This window comes from Streptomyces europaeiscabiei (assembly GCF_036346855.1).
Taxonomy (GTDB): Bacteria; Actinomycetota; Actinomycetes; order Streptomycetales; family Streptomycetaceae; genus Streptomyces; species Streptomyces europaeiscabiei.
Genome location: NZ_CP107841.1, coordinates 4646180 through 4664503, shown reverse-complemented (window position 1 = coordinate 4664503; position 18324 = coordinate 4646180). Strand labels below are relative to the sequence as shown.

Annotated in this window: 16 protein-coding genes and 1 pseudogene; 14 read left to right on the top strand and 3 right to left on the bottom strand. The window is 70.6% G+C overall.

The window, feature by feature from the left end; all coding sequences use genetic code 11:
- Positions 1 to 21: 21 nt before the first annotated feature.
- Positions 22 to 1872, bottom strand: coding sequence for a B12-binding domain-containing radical SAM protein (locus OG858_RS20210; RefSeq protein ID WP_086749708.1), 1851 nt, complete (start codon positions 1870 to 1872; stop codon positions 22 to 24).
- A gap of 19 nt (positions 1873 to 1891) precedes the next feature.
- The gene (locus tag OG858_RS20205) at positions 1892 to 2884 is read right to left on the bottom strand and encodes a thymidylate synthase (protein ID WP_319318475.1); all 993 of its coding nucleotides are present in this window, start codon (positions 2882 to 2884) and stop codon (positions 1892 to 1894) included.
- Positions 2885 to 3152: 268 nt separating this feature from the next.
- On the opposite strand from OG858_RS20205, the gene OG858_RS20200 reads away from it, so the two are divergent.
- The 14 genes and pseudogenes from OG858_RS20200 to OG858_RS20135 all read left to right on the top strand — a co-directional run bounded on the left by OG858_RS20200 (position 3153) and on the right by OG858_RS20135 (position 17538).
- Positions 3153 to 3965, top strand: coding sequence for a hypothetical protein (locus OG858_RS20200; RefSeq protein WP_319264806.1), 813 nt, complete (start codon positions 3153 to 3155; stop codon positions 3963 to 3965).
- Positions 3910 to 4746: an energy-coupling factor transporter transmembrane component T family protein gene (locus tag OG858_RS20195; protein ID WP_327744153.1), complete on the top strand. Its 837-nt coding sequence runs from the start codon at positions 3910 to 3912 to the stop codon at positions 4744 to 4746. The genes OG858_RS20200 and OG858_RS20195 overlap by 56 nt, the downstream gene beginning before the upstream one ends.
- On the top strand, positions 4743 to 5612 hold the full coding sequence (locus OG858_RS20190) for an energy-coupling factor ABC transporter ATP-binding protein (protein ID WP_328544648.1): 870 nt from the start codon (positions 4743 to 4745) through the stop codon (positions 5610 to 5612). The genes OG858_RS20195 and OG858_RS20190 overlap by 4 nt, the downstream gene beginning before the upstream one ends.
- On the top strand, positions 5612 to 6427 hold the full coding sequence (locus OG858_RS20185) for an energy-coupling factor ABC transporter ATP-binding protein (RefSeq protein WP_086749712.1): 816 nt from the start codon (positions 5612 to 5614) through the stop codon (positions 6425 to 6427). The genes OG858_RS20190 and OG858_RS20185 overlap by 1 nt, the downstream gene beginning before the upstream one ends.
- Positions 6428 to 7156: 729 nt before the next feature.
- Positions 7157 to 7357, top strand: a complete 201-nt coding sequence (locus OG858_RS20180; protein WP_327744150.1) for a hypothetical protein — start codon at positions 7157 to 7159, stop codon at positions 7355 to 7357.
- A 397-nt stretch (positions 7358 to 7754) separates the two neighbouring features.
- Positions 7755 to 8579, top strand: a complete 825-nt coding sequence (locus OG858_RS20175) for a TIGR03084 family metal-binding protein (RefSeq protein WP_328544649.1) — start codon at positions 7755 to 7757, stop codon at positions 8577 to 8579.
- A gap of 59 nt (positions 8580 to 8638) precedes the next feature.
- The gene (locus tag OG858_RS20170) at positions 8639 to 10351 is read left to right on the top strand and encodes an acyclic terpene utilization AtuA family protein (RefSeq protein WP_328545316.1); all 1713 of its coding nucleotides are present in this window, start codon (positions 8639 to 8641) and stop codon (positions 10349 to 10351) included.
- Between the two features lie 223 nt (positions 10352 to 10574).
- Complete coding sequence (locus OG858_RS20165) at positions 10575 to 12173, top strand: acyl-CoA carboxylase subunit beta (protein WP_319318465.1); 1599 nt, start codon at positions 10575 to 10577, stop codon at positions 12171 to 12173.
- Between the two features lie 8 nt (positions 12174 to 12181).
- Positions 12182 to 14041, top strand: a complete 1860-nt coding sequence (locus OG858_RS20160) for an ATP-binding protein (protein WP_319067006.1) — start codon at positions 12182 to 12184, stop codon at positions 14039 to 14041.
- Between the two features lie 109 nt (positions 14042 to 14150).
- Positions 14151 to 15314: an acyl-CoA dehydrogenase family protein gene (locus OG858_RS20155; protein ID WP_319067004.1), complete on the top strand. Its 1164-nt coding sequence runs from the start codon at positions 14151 to 14153 to the stop codon at positions 15312 to 15314.
- A gap of 76 nt (positions 15315 to 15390) precedes the next feature.
- Positions 15391 to 15648 (top strand): AMP-binding protein, encoded by a 258-nt coding sequence (locus tag OG858_RS20150; protein ID WP_256960972.1) that lies wholly within the window; start codon positions 15391 to 15393, stop codon positions 15646 to 15648.
- Positions 15615 to 16034 (top strand): annotated as a pseudogene (locus OG858_RS20145) (AMP-binding enzyme); the annotation flags it as partial. The gene OG858_RS20150 and the pseudogene OG858_RS20145, both read left to right, overlap by 34 nt.
- Positions 16031 to 16768, top strand: coding sequence for an enoyl-CoA hydratase family protein (locus OG858_RS20140; RefSeq protein ID WP_319067003.1), 738 nt, complete (start codon positions 16031 to 16033; stop codon positions 16766 to 16768). The pseudogene OG858_RS20145 and the gene OG858_RS20140, both read left to right, overlap by 4 nt.
- A 50-nt stretch (positions 16769 to 16818) precedes the next feature.
- Complete coding sequence (locus tag OG858_RS20135; protein ID WP_328544650.1) at positions 16819 to 17538, top strand: TetR/AcrR family transcriptional regulator; 720 nt, start codon at positions 16819 to 16821, stop codon at positions 17536 to 17538.
- 64 nt (positions 17539 to 17602) lie between these two features.
- Here OG858_RS20135 and pdxH read toward each other — a convergent pair whose 3' ends face one another.
- Complete coding sequence (gene pdxH, locus OG858_RS20130; protein WP_046704919.1) at positions 17603 to 18232, bottom strand: pyridoxamine 5'-phosphate oxidase; 630 nt, start codon at positions 18230 to 18232, stop codon at positions 17603 to 17605.
- Positions 18233 to 18324 lie beyond the last annotated feature (92 nt).

The window sequence follows — 18324 nt, the reverse complement described above, 5'->3', positions numbered from 1 at the left end:
GGCCGTTGTCGGTGCTGCTGGTCATGTCGCCGCCTCGGCCATGGCCTCGGCCGCGCTGTTGCGGACGGTGCCCCACCGCTCGGCCGAGGACTTGTGGATGTACCAGATGTCGTCCTCCGTGAGCAGTTGGGAGACGACCTCCGGATAGGCCTCCTCGAAGTACGAGTAGGGCGGCCGGTTGTCCTTGCGCGAGTGGTAGTCCAGGCGGTCCTGGCCGTGTGCGGCGGTGATCGCCGTACCCGGGTGGTACGTGAGGATGTTGGGGCTGGCCATGATGAGCAGTTCGTCGTCGATCAGCCGGCCGATCTCCTCGATCGTCTCCTCGATGGTCTCCCGGCACTCGCCGTCCAGACCGAAGAGGACCGAGCTGCCGACCCTGATGCCGTGGCCCCGGATGGTGGCGAGCGCCTCGCGCACCTTGCTCACCCAGGCCTCCGGGTTGCGGCGCAGCAGGTTCTTTCCCACGTGGGCCATCACGCTCTGGGCCATGCTCTCGATGCCGATGTAGACGTAGGTGCAGCCGCTGCTGCGCATCAGTTCGAGCCCGGCGCGCACCTCCTCGGCCTTGGCCCGGTTGAGCACCACGTCGACGGTGAGCTGGGCACCCCACTCGAAGGAGCCGCCGCCCGGCAGGTCCGTGCCCTGTGCCCGCAGATCCCGGCAGAACTCGGTGATCGCCTTCCAGTTCCCGCCCCAGAACACCGGGTCGTCGAAGAACGCGGCTTCCGCGCCCCAGTCCATGAGCTTGCGGACCCGCCGGGCCACGTGCTCGGTCTCGCTCACCGCGAACCGGGTGGGCCGCTGGGAGACCTGGATGCTCTCCGAACAGAAGGTGCATTTGAACGGGCAGGAGTCCAGCGTCATCACGTGCGCCGTACGACTGCCCAGGGGGTGGCTCCCGGCCTCCGTGAAGACACCGAAGCGCGCGCGGATGGAGAACGCCTCGTACGGCGAAGGGAGTTCGATCGAACTGAGCCGCTCGCCGCGGACCGGCACGACCACCGCCTCACCGGGGCAGAACCCGACGATCGTGCCCGAACCGCGCAGCGCCTCCCCGCCGCCGGCCACCAGCGGAAGGGCGTCGAGCACCGCCCCGTTGTCCGTCGGGCCGAAGCCGGGCGGGACGGTCAGCGACAGGGCCCGCAGCAGCAGGTCGAGCAGGGGTGCGCCGTCACCGGCGACCACGAAGTCGACGACCCGGCCCGCGCGGCCGTCGCGGACGACCTCCACCGTGCTGCTCCAGGAGAACTCCGCAGTGCCGTCGGCGTCGCGGTACCGGATCGTCTCGTCGGCGTGCCGGCCGCCGAGGACGACGAAGCAGTGCGGCGCGTGTTCCTTGGCCAGCTCGGCCATCTCCAGCGCGTACCGGTGCGCCGCCGACACCGCGCTGAGCAGGAGAACCTTGGGCTGCAGCGTGCGCAGCTCGGCGATGAACCGCTCGCGGGCCACCTCGTCCCAGATCCGGGGGTCGAAGATGTGGCCGTCGGTGGTCTCGCTGTCGGCGACCAGGGTGCTCCGCGGCCCGTTCGCCGTACGGCGGTACTCGTCGTCCGGGTAGTCCCCCCAGTCCGGGCAGACGTCGTCGGGAGACGGCTCCTTCTGCAGTCCCGCGCGCAGCCGGGCCACCGAGCGCTGGATGGTCAGGGTCAGCGCCGAGTACAGGCACATCGGATCACCGGGATAGGCGACCTCGCCTCCTCTGCTGGTCGCCACCGGGACCAGTGCCGCCATGACCGGGTAGGTGAACCGGGCCCGGCCGGGGTGTGCCTCGAACAACCGGCGCCGCACGACGACGAGTTCGGCCAGCGTCCCGCCGGCCTCGGCCGCCTCCGGACCGTTCGGCTCCAGTGGGGTACGAACCGTTGTCCTCACGTGTGATCCTCCGCCGCGATCAGATCGCGGCGATGAGGTTCGCGACGCCACCGCTGGAGGCCGGGCTGGTCACCAGCGACGTGGCGTCGCCCAGCTTGCGGTAGGCGTGCGTGGCCAGACAGGCCCGGGCGACATCGGCGAACTCGGTGTTCGCCTTGTGCACGGCGATCTCGTCCACGGCCGCGACATCGCCCGACTGCGCCGCGAGCCGCAACCGGCGCTCGAGGTCGACGAGTTCACGCGCGACCTCCCGGCCGCCGTCCGCGGTACCGGGGAACGCGGGCAGCGACACCGCCTCCACCGGCTCCTCGACGACCTTCCGGGCCAGGTCCAGCTCGTTGTCGTAGAAGTGGAAGGTGCCCGACTGGTGGATGTACGGGCCGCTCGGGACGTTCAGCAGCGACGCCGCGTACTGCTGCATCCCCATGAAGAGGAAGGCGTCGTACGGCAGGACCGTCAGCGCCTGCTGGGCCCGCATGACGGTGATCCAGGTGAGCGCGCCGTCCCGGAGGAACAGGTGGACGCCCACGGCGCACGGGTACTCCCGCGACTGGCGGAAGTTGTCCTCGGGCTGCAGCACCAGGGCGAACGCGCGCCGGTGGGCGGGGTCGCGCTCGATGCGGCCGACCACTTCCGCCAGCTGGTTGCCCCTGGAAGTCAGCAGCCGGTGGCCGAACGCACCGCTCAGCGTGTGCTGGTCGTCCGAGTACTCATGGGCGCCGCGGCGGTAGTACGCGGGAGTGTCGACGTCGTTGCGGCCGTCCAGGGACCAGGCGAGCAAGCCGAAACAGTACGAGAGGTTGACCGGCAGGTGCGGGGTGACCGCGAGACAGGAGGTCGGGTCGGCGATCCGGCTCTGGTAGGCCAGAAGTTCGCGATACGGCCGGTCGTTCTGGCCGAAGCCCGACGCCTTGGAGAGCGGATCGCGCACCGAGGCGACCTCGCTGCCCTCCGCAAGAATGTCGCGTAAGCCCGCAGTATAAGAATCCGCGAAAGAATGGTAATTGGACATGCCAACGACCTCGTTTCTGACGATTGATGAAAAACTCGCCATTCTGCATGGAAAATCGGACAAAGCGCTGTCCGGGACGAGCTCGGTTTCGATCGAGTAGAACGTCGGGGTTCTTCTTTTGTCAATGGCGTTTCAATATTCCTGACCAGGGGAACGACTTCTTCGTTCGCCGAGCCTGGTACCGTGGGTATTGACACGGGTTACCCTCGCTACGGATCATGGCCGGCGACTAATGGAGCTTGGCGACACCCCGGGGGGCGACAGTTCAATGACGGGTAAACTTCCGTTAAGCGCATGGCACTTATCTCCGCGATGGCGTATCGGGATCGGCGCGGCAATCGTCGCTCTCACCTACGCGGGGCTGATCTCGGCCAGACCCGATTCCGTGCACGGCGGCGTGGGCGGTCCGGCCGCACTGCTCGCCCTGTGCGGCTATACCCTCGGGGCGATGCTGATCGTCTCCGGTGCTGTGGCGGGGCTGCCGACGACGACCGTGGCACTGCTGCCGGTGGCGATCACCATCAACATCGTGATGGGGAAGATCGTCTACTTCAGCGGTCTGCCGCTCCAGCTCGACTCGATCGGCACCGTGCTCGTGGGTGTCCTCGCCGGACCCGCCGCGGGCGCCGCCACCGGGGCTCTGGCCAGCATCGTCGTCGGGATGACCATCACACCCGGGGCGCTGCCCTATGCGGTGACCGCCGCCCTGATCGGCTTCATCGCAGGCACCCTGGCGCGGGCCGGCTGGTTCCGGCGCGTCCCGACCGCCCTGCTCGCGGGGGGTGTGATCGGCGTGTTCGCCGGCGTGGTCTCCGCCCCCATCACCGCCTTCGTCTTCGGCAACGCCGGCGGCACGGTGGGGCAGTCGGCCGTCATCGCGACGTTCCAGGCCTACGGAAACAGCATGCTGAAGGCCGCCAGTCTGCAAGGACTGGTCGCGGACCCCCTGGACAAGGCGCTGACCGTGGCCCTGGCACTGACTCTGCTGGCGGGCCTGCCCGCCGGCTACGTGCACCGATTCCCCTTTGTCCAGCGGCATCGCGTGCTGGCGGTCCACCGCCTCGTGTCGAGAAGGACGTGACCTCATGGGCGTATCCCCGCGCTCGGCCGACGATTCCCCCGTTCACCGGCTGAATCCGCTCACCAAACTGGTCTTCGCGGTCACCGTCACCGTGTCCGCATTTGCTCTCACCATGACCTGGTGGCCGTTGCTGCTCTTCTGTACGGCGGTCCTTCCCATGGTAATTGTTTCGGGAACCCTCCGTAAATTCTTCCCCATGATTCTCGCCCTGTGGGTTCCGATCGCTCTCACCATTTATGTGATTCAGGGATTCTTCTATCCGGAGACCAGCCAGGTGGTGGCTGAAATCGGCCCCCTGGAGTTGAAATACGAGGGGCTGGTTTTCGCCACCCAGACCGCCCTGCGGATCATGGTGCTGATGGGCGGATTCTTCCTCCTTCTCCTCACCACGCACCCCGGCGCGCTGATGAGCGCGATGACTCAACGCGGCATGTCGCCCAAGACGGTCTACGTCGTCTCGGCCGCCCTGCAGATCGCGCCCGCGCTCGCCGGCCGGGCCCAGGGCATCCTGCACGCCCAGCAGGCGCGCGGCCTGCCGGTCAAGGGGCTGCGTGGCCGGGTCCGGGCCCTGGTGCCCATGGCCGGGCCGCTGATCCTCGGTGCTCTCACGGAGGTGGGTGACCGTGCGGTGGCCATGGAGACCCGGGGCTTCGGCACCAGCCGCCGTCCCACGTTCCTGACCGAGGTGCCGGACACCGCGGCGCAACGGGTCGCCCGGACCGTCATGGGACTGTGCGCGCTCACCGCGGTCGTAGTCAATGTATTCGGAGTGCTCCAGTGATCGAATTCAGGGACTTCTCCCTCACCTATCCGGCCGGCGCCCGACCCGCTCTGCGGGAGATCGACCTCGTCGTGCCGCGTGGCCAGATCTGTGCCGTGGTCGGTGCCGAGGGCGCGGGCAAGACCACGCTCGCGGGAGTGATCAGCGGAGTCGTCCCCCACATGACCAGCGGCGATCCTTCGGGTTCGGCACGGGTCGGCGGACGGCTGCTGGCGAAGACTCCGCCGTCCGAACTCGTCGGCGAAGTCGGCCTGGTCATGCAGAATCCGTTCAACCAGCTGTCGGGAGCACGGTTCACGCTCCGCGAGGAACTGGCCTTCGGCCTGGAGAACCTCGGCGTCGACCGGACCGAGATGATCCGCCGGGTCGAGGCGGTCATGGCAGACCTGGGACTCACCGCCCTGGCCGGCCTGTCCCCGTACGAGATCTCCGGGGGACAGCAGCAACTCCTGGCCATCGGATCGGCGTTGGTGATGAGACCGGCCGTCATGGTGCTGGACGAGCCGACCTCCCAACTCGACGCGGTGGGCGCCGGGTTGGTGTTCGACGCGCTGGAGACCCTGCGGGCGCGGGGCGTCACGGTCGTTCTCTTCGAGCACCGGCTCGAACGGCCCGCCCGGTACGCGGACCGCGTTCTGGTCCTGGACGAGGGACGGATCGTCGCCGACGGGCCACCGGCCGACGTCCTCACCGACCCCCGGCTCGCGCAGTGGGGGGTGGCCCCACTGCGCTACACGACGGCCGCCCGCCGCGCCGCCGAACGCGGCCTGTGGGAGGCGGACCGTCCGCTGCCCGTGACCCTGGAGGCGGCCGCGGACGGGTTCGCCGCCGCACCGAAGAGCGCGAGAACCGCCGGAGGCCTGTGATGGTGCTGCGCATCGACTCCCTGACCCATCGCTACCCGAACGGAACGACCGCGCTCGCGGGCGTCTCGCTGGCCGTCCGGGCCGGCGAACGCGTGGCGGTCATGGGCCCCAACGGGGCGGGCAAGAGCACCCTGGCCCGGCACCTGATCGGCATCGCCCGCCCCACGTCGGGGACGGTCGAGGTGGACGGCCGCGACGCCTCGAGGCTCGGGATCGCCGAGCTGGCCCGCAGCGTGGGCTTCGTCTTCCAGAACCCGGACGACCAGCTGCACGCCGCCACGGTGGCCAAGGAAGTCAGCTTCGGCCCCCGCAACCTCGGCTTCCCGGCCGACCGCCGGACCGCCCTCACGGCATGGGCGCTGCGCGTCACCGGCCTGACCGCGGAGGCGGACAGTCACCCCCGCCATCTGTCGTTCGGCGAGCGCAAACGGGTCGCCCTCGCCTCGGTCCTCGCGATGGACACCCCGGTCATCGTCCTGGACGAGCCCACCACCGGACAGGACCACCGCTCGGTCACCCTGCTCGAAGAACTCATGGGGGACCTGCACCGGAAGGGAAAGACGATCGTCGCCATCACCCACGACCCGGACTTCTGCGCCGAGAGCTTCGACCGGATCGTCGTCCTCGCCGAAGGTCGCGTGCGGTGGGACGGTCCGGTGGAGCGCTGGCTCGAGGGAGCCGAGGATCCGTCCGCGTCCGCCTTCGAACAGCCCCAGATGACCCGGCTCGGCCGACGACTCGGCTGGCCAGCCCCCGTGGCCACGGTCGACGGCTTCCTGGACCGGTTGACCGACTACGCCGAAGCCTCCGGCTGACCTCGCGCCACCCTGGCAGCGACGTCATCCCGCCTTGAAGGTCACGGCGGAGACTTCCAGTTCCCCATCCGCGCCATGGGCTACGAGCCCGTCTACGACTGTGCGAAGGACCAACGCGGCGTTCAGCCCGGCTTCGCCGGCGTCCAACTCGGCGAAGGCAACTGGTACTGCCCCTCCACGCCCCAGACCCTCAAGGACGCAACCAAGAACCTGATCGCCGAGAAGATCGACAAGCAGACCTGGATCGACCGTATCCGCGCCCGAGCCGCCTACCTCTTCATGCCCGAACAGCGCCCCCGATGCCGAAGGTCACCGCCGCGTCATGTGCCCCGCCGAAGCCAACCGCACCCAATGCCCACTCAAGAAGCACACCCTCGGCCGCGGCATCCACCTGCCCGTCGTCGACCCCGCCCCGGCTCCGCGGGCTCACCCCTGTGCTGTGTCCAGAAGCCCGTCACGGTCCAGCCGGAAGCCGACGCCAACCTCCGGCAGCGATGGCGTCCCGCCGGGTGGTGTAGCCGATCAAGGTCCCGGAATCCGCAGGTCGGGGACGGTGGCACCGCCGGACCGGGTGTTCAACTCGCCTCAGCAGGGCGCCTCGTGGACTGCCGCCTCTGCGGAGATCGCCAGCGGTCTCGTACCGGAACGCGCACAGCTTGATCGCGTACACCACGACGCGGGACACGACCCCGGCAGCCCCTCCAGTACGGCTCCGAAGCCTGGCAGCGCGTGAACTTCCGGCTCCGCAACAGCGTCGAAGGCATCAACGGCTACGCCAAGGACCCCTTCTACGAACGCCTCGAAGACGCCGGCACCCGCCGCATCCGCGGCATCGCCGCCCAGACCCTCCTGCCGGCCTTTCAACTGGCCCACGCCAACCGCCGCGAGCTCACCGCCTGGGCGGACTCCATCGTCCTTCACGGCAATTGACCCCACCGCCGACCCACCCGCCGCCGCAAGACCAAGTCACTGGGCACCTGGACCCCCAAGGGCTACGTCACCAAACCTTGAGAGCCTCCACAAGCCAGTACTAGTCCACGGGCGACCAACCGGCCCCCGGCATAGCAACCGAAGATCCACACACCCAAAATCCGGACCGCCGACGGCCCCAGCCGTCGGCGGTCCATGTGTTTTCTGGCCACACACAGCAGAACGGGCGGCATCGTGATCACGATGCCGCCCGTTGCGTCGGTGCAACTAGAGCACTTTCGTCGGTGCTCCTCTGGCGATCTCTTGGATCGACCCCACCGGCCCCCGTGCCCGCGATTGCGCGACCGAAAATCCAAGCACGCTTGATTGTTTCTGGTCCCGCTGCCATGCTCGCCCCATGGCCGACCCAAAGCCCGTCATCGACGACCTCCGTGCCGAGAGCGAGGAACTCGACCTGCTCGTGGCCGAGTTGAGCGCGGAGCAGTGGGCGCTCGCGACGCCCGCGCCCGGCTGGACCGTCGCGCACCAGATCGCCCACCTCGCCTGGACCGACCACTCCTCCGTACTGGCCGTGACCGACCAGGCCGCCTTCGCCCGTGAGGTCGAGAGCGCGCTGACCTCGCCCGGCGACTTCGTGGACACCGGCGCGGAGGACGGGGCCGGGAAGCCGCCCGAGCAGCTGGTCGCGGACTGGCGGGCCGGGCGCAGGGCCCTGGAGGCCGCCCTGCGCGCGGCGCCCGAGGGCGCGCGGTTCCCCTGGTACGGCCCGCCCATGTCCACCGCCTCCATGGCGACCGCCCGCCTCATGGAGACCTGGGCCCACGGCCTGGACGTCGCCGACGCGCTCGGCGTCCCCCGCATCGCCCCCGGGGACCGGCTCCGCCACATCACCCGACTCGGCATCCGCACCCGCGACTTCGCCTTCGGCGTGCACGGCCACACCCCGCCGTTCGAGGAGTTCCGCGTCGAACTCACCAGCCCGACAGGTGCGTTGTGGACGTACGGACCCGAGGACGCGACCGACCGCGTCACCGGCCCCGCCCTCGACCTCTGCCTCCTGGTCACTCAGCGCGCCCACCGCGCCGACCTCGCTCTTCGGGCGGAAGGGGACGCCGCCGACCGCTGGCTGGACATCGCCCAGGCCTTCGCGGGACCGCCCGGTGCCGGGCGCGAGCCCAAGGAGGCCGAGGGGACCAAGGGCGCCGAGGGAACCACCCGGTGACGGCCGCCCCTCTCCGCATCGGCAACGCCTCCGGCTTCTACGGCGACCGCTTCGACGCGATGCGCGAGATGCTCACCGGCGGCGAGCTCGACGTCCTCACCGGCGACTATCTCGCCGAGCTGACCATGCTCATCCTCGGCCGCGACCGCCTGAAGGACCCCACCGCCGGGTACGCCCGCACTTTCCTCCGCCAGCTGGAGGAGTGCCTGGGGCTGGCGCGGGATCGGGGCGTACGGATCGTCGCCAACGCGGGCGGCCTCAACCCCGCCGGACTCGCCGACGCCGTACGGGAGTTGGCCGGCCGGCTCGGCATCCCCGTCCGCGTCGCGCACGTGGAGGGCGACGACCTCACCGCCCTGCACCCCGGCACCCTCGCCGCCCACGCCTACCTCGGCGGCTTCGGCATCGCGGCCTGTCTGCGGGAGGGCGCCGACATCGTGGTCACCGGCCGGGTGACGGACGCGGCCCTGGTCACCGGGCCCGCCGCCGCCCACTTCGGCTGGGGCCCGGGGGAGTACGACCGCCTCGCGGGCGCCGTCGTCGCCGGGCACGTGCTGGAGTGCGGCGCCCAGGCCACCGGCGGCAACTACGCCTTCTTCCACGAGGCCGGCAAGGTCCATGAGGCCGGCAAGGTCCATGAGGCCGGCAAGGTCCATGAGGCCGGTAATGTCCACGAGTCGGACCCGGCGGCCCGTTTCCGCCGCCCCGGCTTCCCCCTGGCAGAACTCCACGCCGACGGAACCGCCGTCATCACCAAACACCCCGGCACCGGCGGCCTCGTCGACATCGGCACGGTCACCGCCCAGCTCCTCTACGAGACGGGCGGCGCCCGGTACGCGGGCCCCGACGTCACCGCCCGCCTCGACACCGTCCGGCTCACCCAGGACGGCCCCGACCGCGTCCGCATCGAGGGCGTACGCGGCGAGGCCCCGCCCCCCACCCTCAAGGTCGGTCTCAACCGGCTCGGCGGCTTCCGCAACGAGGTCACCTTCGTCCTCACCGGCCTGGAGATCGAACGCAAGGCCGCCCTCGTCCGCGACCAGCTGGAGGCCGCGCTCACCGCCGCCAAGTCCCGCCCGGCACACGTGGACTGGGAACTGGCCCGCACCGACCACCCCGACGCCCGCACCGAGGAGACCGCCAGCGCGCTCCTGCGCCTCGTCGTCCGCGACCCCGACCAGAACGCCGTCGGCCGCGCCCTCAGCGGAGCCGCCGTGGAGCTGGCCCTCGCGAGCTACCCCGGCTTCCACGTCCTGGCCCCACCGGGAAAGGGCGCGCCCTACGGGGTGTTCGAGGCGGCATACGTAGACCAGGACACCGTCCCGCACACGGCGGTCCTTCACGACGGCCGCCGCCTGCCCGTACCCCCGGCCGCCGACACCCTCGTACTGCGGCCGGTCGACGAGCCACCCCTCCCGGACCCTCTGCCGGACGGGCTCCCGTCCCGCCGCGCACCCCTCGGCCTCGTCGCCGGCGCCCGCAGCGGCGACAAGGGCTCCAACGCCAACATCGGCCTCTGGGCCCGTACGGACGACGCCTGGCGGTGGCTCGCGCACACCCTCACCACCGACCGCCTCCGCGAACTCCTCCCGGAGACGGCCGACCTGCCCGTCGCCCGGCACGTCCTTCCCGACCTCCGCGCCCTCAACTTCGAGATCACCGGCATCCTCGGCGAGGGCGTCGCCTCGCAAGCCCGTTTCGACCCCCAGGCCAAGGCCCTCGGCGAATGGCTGCGCTCCCGCCACCTGGACATACCGGAGATCGTCCTGTGAACCCTCCCCGAGCTGCAGCAGGAGGCTTCCCGACTCAGGAAGCCCCGCAGGCCGGCGACCTGAGAAGTCCCGCTCCCCCAACGCCGGCCGGGACGCAACCCGCCCGGGCCGTGCGGCGAGGTCAGGTGAAGCCCGTGCCGGTTCGGTTCTCGCTCACCACGTCGTACGCGCCCGGCTCGCACAGCGCACAGCGCGCAGACTTCCCGAACCGCGGAGGCCGTCGGTGACCGTCCTCAGCTCCGCCCTCGACCCGGGCGCCCCCGACCACACAGCGAACCGCGAGGCCATGCTCGCCCGGCTCGCCGAACTCGACGCCGAACACGCGAAGGCCCTCGCGGGCGGCGGCGAGAAGTACCTCGCCAGGCATCGCAAGCGCGGCAAACTGCTCGCCCGCGAGCGCATCGAACTGCTGCTGGACCCCGACACGCCCTTCCTGGAACTGTCCCCGCTCGCCGCCTGGGGCAGCGAGTACACGGTCGGGGCCTCCCTCGTCACCGGCATCGGGACCGTCGAGGGTGTCGAATGTCTGATCACCGCGAACGACCCGACCGTGCGCGGCGGCGCGAGCAACCCGTGGAGCCTGAAGAAGGCCCTCCGCGCGAACGACATCGCCCTCGCCAACCGCCTGCCCTGCATCAGCCTGGTGGAGTCAGGCGGGGCGGATCTCCCCTCCCAGAAGGAGATCTTCATCCCCGGCGGCGCGATCTTCCGCGACCTCACCCGCCTCTCCGCCGCAGGAATCCCCACCATCGCCGTCGTCTTCGGCAACTCCACCGCCGGCGGGGCCTACATCCCCGGGATGTCCGACCACGTGATCATGGTCAAGGAGCGGGCGAAGGTGTTCCTCGGCGGGCCGCCGCTGGTGAAGATGGCCACCGGTGAGGAGAGCGACGACGAGTCGCTGGGCGGCGCCGAGATGCACGCACGGGTGTCGGGCCTCGCCGACCACTTCGCCGTCGACGAGCAGGACGCCCTGCGCCAGGCCCGCCGGGTCGTCGCCCGCCTCAACCACCGCAAGGCGTACGCCGATCCGGCCCCGGCCACGCCCCCCGAGTACGACGCGGAGGAACTGCTCGGCATCGTCCCGGGCGATCTGAAGGTGCCCTTCGACCCCCGCGAGGTGATCGCCCGGATCGTCGACGCCTCCGACTTCGACGAGTTCAAGCCCCTCTACGGCACCAGCCTGACCACCGGCTGGGCGAGCCTCCACGGCTACCCGGTCGGCATCCTCGCCAACGCCCGAGGGGTCCTCTTCAGCGAGGAGTCGCAGAAGGCGGCCCAGTTCATCCAGCTCGCCAACCAGCGCGACATCCCTCTCCTCTTCCTCCACAACACCACCGGCTACATGGTCGGCAGGGAGTACGAGCAGGGCGGCATCATCAAGCACGGCGCGATGATGATCAACGCGGTGAGCAACAGCCGGGTGCCCCACCTGTCCGTCCTGATGGGCGCCTCGTACGGCGCCGGCCACTACGGCATGTGCGGCCGCGCCTACGACCCCCGCTTCCTCTTCGCCTGGCCCAGCGCCAAGTCGGCGGTGATGGGCCCCCAGCAACTGGCGGGCGTGCTCTCGATCGTCGCCCGCCAGTCGGCCACCGCGAAGGGACTGCCGTACGACGAGGATGCCGACGCCGCCCTGCGCGCCATGGTGGAGCAGCAGATCGAGTCCGAATCGCTCCCCATGTTCCTGTCCGGGCGGCTGTACGACGACGGGGTCATCGACCCCCGCGACACCCGCACCGTCCTCGGCCTGTGCCTGTCCGCGATCCACACGGCGCCCTACGAGGGCGCACGCGGTGGCTTCGGCGTCTTCCGGATGTGAGGGAACCAGTGATCACTTCTGTGCTTGTCGCCAACCGCGGCGAGATCGCCTGCCGAATCTTCCGCTCCTGCCGCGAGCTGGGAATCCGAACGGTCGCCGTGCACTCCGACGCCGACGAGAACGCCCTCCACGCGCGCGAGGCCGACAGGGCGGTACGACTGCCGGGCGCGGCCCCCGCCGACACCTATCTGCGCGGCGACCTGATCGTGAAGGCCGCCCTCGCCGCCGGCGCCGACGCGGTCCACCCCGGCTACGGCTTCCTCTCCGAGAACCCCGGCTTCGCCCGCCAGGTCCTCGACGCCGGCCTCACCTGGATCGGCCCGGCCCCCGAGGCGATCGAGGCAATGGCCTCCAAGACACGCGCCAAGGAACTGATGGGCCTCGCACCCCTCACCGAGGTCACCGAGCACCACCTGCCGGTCCTCGTGAAGGCGGCGGCGGGCGGCGGCGGACGCGGCATGCGCGTCGTACACCACCTCGACGACCTGGACGCCGCCCTGGAGAGCGCCCGCGCCGAAGCCGCGAGCGCCTTCGGCGACGGCGAGGTCTTCGTCGAGCCCTACGTCGAGAACGGCCGCCACGTCGAGGTCCAGATCCTCGCCGACACCCACGGCACCGTCTGGCCCCTCGGCACCCGGGACTGCTCCCTCCAGCGCCGCCACCAGAAGGTCATCGAGGAGGCCCCGGCCCCCGCCCTCTCCGAGGAACTCACGGAGGAACTCCACACCCTGGCCGTACGTGCCGCCCGAGCCGTCTCCTACGTCGGCGCGGGCACGGTCGAGTTCCTCGTCGCCGACGACAAGGCCCACTTCCTGGAGATGAACACCCGCCTCCAGGTCGAACACCCGGTCACGGAAGCCGTCTTCGGCCTCGACCTGGTCGCCGAGCAGATCCGCGTGGCGGAGGGCCACGCCCTCCCGGCCGACCCGCCACGCGCGCGTGGCCACGCCGTCGAGGCCCGTCTGTACGCCGAGGACCCGGCGCAGAACTGGACCCCGCAGACGGGCACGCTGCACCGCCTCGCCCTCCCCGAAGGCGTCTCCCACGGCATCCGCCTGGACACCGGCTTCACCGACGGCGACGACATCGGCGTCCACTACGACCCCATGCTCGCCAAGGTCATCGCCCACGCCCCCACACGCGCGGAGGCGATCCGCCGCCTGGCCGCCGCCCTGGACCGGGCCACGATCCACGGCCCGACCACCAACCGCGACCTCCTCGCCCGTTCCCTGCGCCACGAGGAGTTCACGACGGCCCGCATGGACACGGGCTTCTACGACCGCCACCTCCCCGACCTGACCAGGCCCGCCCCGGACCCGTACGCCCCCTTGGCCGCCGCCCTGGCCGACGCCGCCCTCGCGGGCGACCCCCGCTTCGGCGGCTGGCGCAACGTCCCCTCCCAACCCCAGACCAAGCGCTACGCGACGGCGGGCGAGGAACACGAGCCCGCCTACCGCCACACCCGCACGGGCCCGGAGGCGGACGGAGTGACGGTCATCCACGCCGACGCCGGCCTCGTCGTACTCGAAGTGGACGGCGTACGGCGCAAGTTCGAGGTGACGCGCTACGGCACCCACCGCTACGCGAACACCACCCACCTCACGGCCCTCCCCCGCTTCCCGGACCCCACCACCCAACAGGCCCCGGGCTCCCTCCTGGCCCCCATGCCGGGCACGGTCGTACGCGTGGCGGAGGGCCTGAAACCGGGCTCAGCGGTACAGGCGGGCCAACCCCTCCTCTGGCTGGAGGCAATGAAGATGGAACACAAGATCACGGCGTCGGTGCCGGGCACGCTGACGGCCCTGCACGTGGTACATGGTCAACAAGTGGAGCCAGGCATGTTGCTGGCGGTCGTGCAGCCGAGTTAGGGGCGCGGGGCTGTATCGATATATGCGGCTCCGCCGCGCGGGCGCGACCAGCCACGAACCACCCGCAGTCTCCACACATCCGACCCCCCTCCCCCTCAGGAGCCCTTTCATGTCTCCCGTCCTGGAAACCGAAGAACACAAGGCCCTAAGAGCCGCCGTCGCCGGCCTGGGGAAACGCTACGGCCGCGCCTACATCGCCACGATCAACAAAGAGGGCCGCCACCCCGACGAACTCTGGTCGGAGGCAGCGAAACTCGGCTACCTGGGCGTCAACCTCCCCGAGGAGTACGAGGGCGGAGGCGGCGGCATCACCGAACTCTCCATCGTCCTGGAGGAGCTGGGCGCCGCAGGCTGCCCCCTGCTCATGATGGTCGTCTCGCCCGCCATCTGCGGCACCGTCATCGCCCGCTTCGGCACCACGGCCCAGCAACAGACCTGGCTGCCCGCGCTGGCGAACGGCACCCGCCTCATGGCCTTCGGCATCACCGAACCCGACGCCGGCTCCAACAGCCACCGCATCACCACCACCGCCCGCAGATCCGCCGGAGGCGACTGGCTGCTCACCGGCCGCAAGGTCTTCATCTCCGGCGTCGACAGGGCCGACGCCGTCCTCATCGTCGGCCGCACCGAGGACGCCCGCACCGGCACCCTCAAGCCCTGCCTCTTCATCGTCCCCACGGACACCCCCGGCTTCGAGTACCGCCCGATCGACATGGAACTCCGCGCCGCCGAGAAGCAGTTCGAGCTGACCTTCGACGACATCCGGCTCCCCGCGGACGCCCTCGTCGGCGACGAGAACGCCGGCCTGCTCCAGCTCTTCGCCGGCCTCAACCCCGAGCGGATCATGACGGCCGCCTTCGCCATCGGCATGGCCAGGTACGCCCTCGCCAGGGCCGTCGACTACGCCCGCGAGCGCACCGTATGGCGTCAGCCCATCGGAGCCCACCAGGCGATCGCCCACCCCCTCGCCCAGTCCCACATCGAACTCGAACTGGCCCGCCTGATGATGCAGAAGGCGGCCCACCTCTACGACGCCGGCGACGACGCGGCGGCCGGCGAGGCCGCCAACATGGCCAAGTACGCGGCGGGTGAGGCCTGCGTGAAGGCCGTCGACCAGGCCGTGCACACCCTCGGCGGCAACGGCCTCACCACCGAGTTCGGCCTCGCCTCACTGATAACGGCCGCGCGCGTGTCTCGTATCGCGCCGGTGAGCCGGGAGATGATTCTCAACTACGTCTCCCACCAGACCCTGGGCCTGCCGAAGTCGTACTAGGCCGTCCTGGCCATATCGGGATGCATCAGGACGTATCGGGTTGTATCAGGATGCATCAGGCCGTCTTGGAGGAACCATGTTCCGCAGCGAGTACGCAGACGTCCCACCCGTCGAACTCCCCATCCACGACGCCGTACCGGCCCACGCCGCCGAGTTCGGCGACCTGCCCGCCCTGATCGACGGCGTCGACGGCGTCGACGGCACGACCCTCACGTACGAACAGGTGGACCGCTTCCACCGGCGGCTCGCCGCCTCGTTCGCCGAGGCGGGCGCGGGCAAGGGCGACGTACTCGCCCTGCACAGCTGGGCCGGCCCCGGGCCACCGCCGACATGATCGACGCCGACGGCTGGCTCGCCACCGGCGACATCGGGCACACCGACGCCGACGGCTGGCTCCACGTCGTCGACCGCGTCAAGGAACTGATCAAGTACAAGGGCTTCCAGGTCGCCCCCGCCGAACTCGAAGCCCTCCTCGTCACCCACCCCGGCATCGCCGACGCCGCCGTCATCGGCCACTACAACGACGACGGCAACGAGGTCCGGCACACCTTCGTCGTCCGCCACCCCACGGCACGCGACCTCTCCGAGGGCGAGGTCATGATGTACGTCGCCGAACGCGTCGCCCCCTACAAACGCGTCCACCACATCACCTTCATCGACGGCGTGCCCCGCGCGGCCTCCGGGAAGACACTCCGCCGCGAACTCAGGGAGCGCCTGTGACAGACCTCATCCGATACGCCCACCACCGGGGGATCGCCACCCTCACCCTCGACTCCCCGGCCAACCGCAACGCCCTCTCCGCCGCCCTCGTCGCCGAACTCTGCGACGCCCTCGACCGGTGCGGCAAGGACGACACCGTACGAGCCGTCGTCCTCACCCACACCGGCAACACCTTCTGCGCCGGAGCCGACCTGCGCGACCCACCCGACCCGCAGGCCCTGGTCGACCTCCTCCGCCTGCTCCTCGAACTGCCCAAGCCCGTAGTCGCCCGCGTCACCGGACACGTCCGGGCGGGCGGCCTCGGCCTGCTCGGAGCCTGCGACATCGCCGCCGCCGGCCCCGAGGCCACCTTCGCCCTCACCGAGGTCCGCATCGGCGTCGCCCCCGCCGTCATCTCCCTCACCCTCCGCCCCCGCACCGACCCCCGCGCCCTGGCCCGCTACTACCTCACCGGCGAGAGGTTCGGCTCCGCCGAAGCCGCCCGCATCGGCCTGCTCACCACCGCCGGCGCCGATGTCGACGACGTCCTCGAACCCGTCCTCGACGGACTGCGCCGAGCCTCCCCGAAGGCCCTGGCGGAGACGAAACACCTGCTCACGACTAAGGTTCTGGAGAACTTCGACCTGGACGCGGGCGAACTGACCCGCCTCTCGTCCCGGCTGTTCGCCTCCGCCGACGCCCGCGAGGGCATGACGGCCTTCCTCGAAAGACGGGAACCGGGATGGGTTCTGTGAGCACGGTGGGCACATCCGACGACACCGAAACCGACACTGGCACTGGCACGATGGCCGACACCGACGACACCGAGACCGGTACCGAGACCGAGACCGAGACCGGCACCGAGACCGGCACCGAGACCGAGACCGGTACCGAGACCGGCACCGGCACCGGCACCGAGACCGGCACCGGCACCGGCACGGTGGCCGACCGCGGGCCCAAACAGGACCGCAGCCGGGTCACCCGCAAGCGGCTCCTGGAAGCCGCGGTGTCCTGCCTCGCCGAACACGGCTGGGCCGGCTCCACCGTCTCCGTCGTCGCCGAACGCGCCGGTGTCTCCCGCGGCGCCGCCCAACACCACTTCCGCACCCGCGAGGACCTGTTCACCGCCGCCGTCGAGTACGTCGCCGAGGAACGCTCCCTCGCCCTGCGCGCCCTCTTCCGTGACAGCCCCGACGACCGCCGCGCCGTCGTCGCCGCCGTCGTCGACCTCTACACCGGCCCCCTCTTCCGCGCCGCCCTCCACCTCTGGGTCGCCGCCTCCAACGAGGACCAGCTCCGCCCCCGCGTCACCGAACTCGAAGCCCGCTTCGGCCGTGAGGCCCACCGCATCGCCGTCGACCTCCTCCGCGTCGACGAGACCGTCCCCGGCGTCCGCGAAACCGTCCAGGGCCTCCTCGACATGGCCCGCGGCCTCGGCCTCGCCAACCTCCTCACCGACGACACCGGCCGCCGCGACAGGGTGGTGGCCCAGTGGGCGACGCTGCTGGACGAGGTACTGGGCTGACGACCCGGCCTGACGAAACCGGACGGCCGACGACCCGGACCGACGGCGTACGGGACCGAAGCCCCTACGGACTCAGCCGCTCCACCCGCCACGACCCGTCCGGCTCCGCCACGTACCGCAGCCGGTCGTGCAGCCGGTTCCCCCGGCCCTGCCAGAACTCCACACTCTGCGGCGCCACCCGGAAACCACCCCAGTTCGGCGGCACCGGCACCTGCTCACCCTCCGGATAGCGGGTGTGCAACTCCTCGTACGCGGCGTCCAGCTCGGCCCGCGAGGAGATCACCGAGGACTGCGCGCTGGCCCACGCCCCCAGCTGCGAACCATGCGGACGCGTCCGGAAGTACGCCGCCGTCTCGTCCCGCCCCGTCCGCCGCGCCGTACCCGTCACGATCACCTGCCGGGCGATGCCGTGCCAGGGGAAGAGCAGCGACACATGAGGGTTCTCCGCCAGGTCACGGGCCTTGCGGGAGTCGTAGTTCGTGTAGAAGACGAAGCCCTGCGCGTCGTACGCCTTCATCAGCACCGTACGAGACCCCGGGCGTCCCTCGGCGTCCGCCGTCGACACGACCATGGCGTTCGGCTCGAACACCGCGCCCTCCTGCGCGGCCTGCCCGAACCACCGCGCGAACTGCTCCATCGGATCACCGGCCAGCTCGCTCTCGTCGAGCCCGGCGGCGCGGTACTGCTTGCGCATGAGAGCAGGATCGTGATCGTTCACATGGTCATCCTGCCGTATGGACAGCCGGCCCGAGGGAAGTGGCACTGAGTGCCGCAGACTCTCCCCAA